General features: G+C 71.9%; 2 protein-coding genes. Both read right to left on the bottom strand.

Annotated features, from left to right (window positions below; genetic code table 11):
* On the bottom strand, positions 1 to 689 hold a 689-nt coding region (locus WCJ52_RS12940; RefSeq protein ID WP_336903714.1), incomplete at its 3' end, for an SDR family NAD(P)-dependent oxidoreductase.
* A gap of 84 nt (positions 690 to 773) precedes the next feature.
* Complete coding sequence (locus WCJ52_RS12935) at positions 774 to 1811, bottom strand: ADP-ribosylglycohydrolase family protein (RefSeq protein WP_336903713.1); 1038 nt, start codon at positions 1809 to 1811, stop codon at positions 774 to 776.
* Positions 1812 to 1902: the final 91 nt, after the last annotated feature.

Raw genomic sequence — 1902 nt, 5'->3', positions numbered from 1 at the left:
CCGGGCCGGCGGATGATGTACTTCTCCATCTGCCGCTTCAGGCGCTCGGGGTCGCCGTTCAGGGTGCGCTCAACGGCCGGGGTATCGGTCAGGGCGATGGCCACGGAATTGGCCGTGATCCCATTGCGGCCCAGGGTCCGGGCCACCGAGCGCATGAAGCCCGCCGCGCCCGCCTTGCCGGCTGCGTAGATCTCCATGTTGGCGTCGCCCCAGCGGCTGGCGTCGGAGATGATGGTCACGATCCGCCCCGGCGCCTGGCGTTCGATCATCCCCGGGATCACCGCGCCGGTGCAGTTGATGACGCCGTAGAGGTTGACCCCCAGGAAGGTCTGCCAGACCTCGGGGCCCGTTTCCCAGAAGGGCAGGCGGGCGTCCGCTGACGGCGTCGCCCCGGCATTGCCGGCGTTGTTCACCAGGACGCCGATGGTGCCCAGGTCCGAGCTGGCCTTGGCCACCATGTCCTGTACGGCCGGCTGGTTGGAGACGTCGCACTGAAGGGCGAGGGCCTTGCCCCCGGCGGCGCGGACCTCCTCGGCCACGGCTTCTGCGCGCTCGAGCACGAAGTCGTTCACCACCACGCCGCCACTATTCGCCGCGCCGCCCAGGTGCAGGGCGATCTGCCGCCCCACGCCCTGTCCTGCGCCCGTCACCAGGGCCACTCGGCCCCCAAGGTCCAGAATATCCGTCATCTTGTCTCCTCCCTCGCTTCAGCGGGTTCCCCCCCATCCTAGATCGGCTTTCCGCCGAAGGGGAAACCGGAATTTCGGGGCGGGTCAGGCCGTCGGCCAGCAGTGGCTGATCTCGACGAGCGGCTCGATCACGTCGAGGGCCAGGATCCACTCCAGGGGCAGGCCAAAGAGGCCTTCCTCCGCCCCCCGGAGGTTGCCCGCGATGGCGGCGGTGGAGTCGGAGTCGCCGTCATGGTTGGCGGCGATCCTGAGGGTGTCGACAAGGTCCTCGCCGCGCAGGGCTGCAAACAGGGCGATGGCCAGGGCCTCGTGACCGGTCCAGCCCTCGCCCAGCCGGCGGATGGCCTCGGCGTCGGAGATGCGCTCCCGCCCGGATAGGTCGACCGCCCGGTCCAGGACCTCCAGGGTTTCTTCCGCCCCCTCCTGGCGAGCCAGCAGGGGGCGGACCTCCCCCCAGGATGCATCCAGTCCGTCCCCGGCCATCAGGTGCGCCACCAGGGCCGCAAGCACACCGGCGGGCAGGTATCCGGAAGGATGGCCGTGGGTCAGGGCGGCCCCCCGGACGCCCAGGTCGAAGGCGGCCTGCGGCGCTATGCCAGGGAGGAGGCCCGCAGGCGCCGCCCGCATCACCCCGCCGCAGCCCTTGGAGTCGTTGATCGGGCGGACCAGGTCTCCCCGGCCCCCGGCCCTCAGGGCGGACAGGCAGGTGTTGCCCGGCGCCCGGCGCACCCAAAGGGAGGGGTGGGCGAGGAGGCCCTGGCGGCCGGGTCGGAAGACGCCCTCCTGGGTCTCCAGCCAATCCAGGAAGGCCTTCCGCTGGGCGGCTGTCCTCGCCTCGAGGGTGGTGTCCGCGGCCTCGATCAGGCCCTGGGCGGCGAACAGGGTCATCTGGGTGTCGTCGCTGACCACAAGGCGACCCGACGTGTCCGTCTGCGGCTCCAGGATCCCGGCGTCGCCGAACCGGCGGGTGATGTCCGGCATCCGCAGGAATTCCACGGCATAGCCCAGGGCGTCGCCCACCGCGCCGGCAGCCAGGCAGGCGAGGCGCCGGGAGGTGCGTTCCGGGTCCTCCGGCACCGGCTGCACAGCCAGGACATGCTCGATCTGGGGCGTCGTCTCCACCGCGCCCTCCCGGGCCGCCCTGCGCCGGGTCCGCGCGGCCCGGGGCGTTCAGGTCGCGGATCGGAAGGTGCCGCCATTCCAGGCCGGCAGC

Source organism: Phenylobacterium sp. (assembly GCF_037138395.1).
Lineage (GTDB): Bacteria > Pseudomonadota > Alphaproteobacteria > Caulobacterales > Caulobacteraceae > Phenylobacterium.
This window is presented reverse-complemented; position numbering and strand designations above follow the sequence as displayed.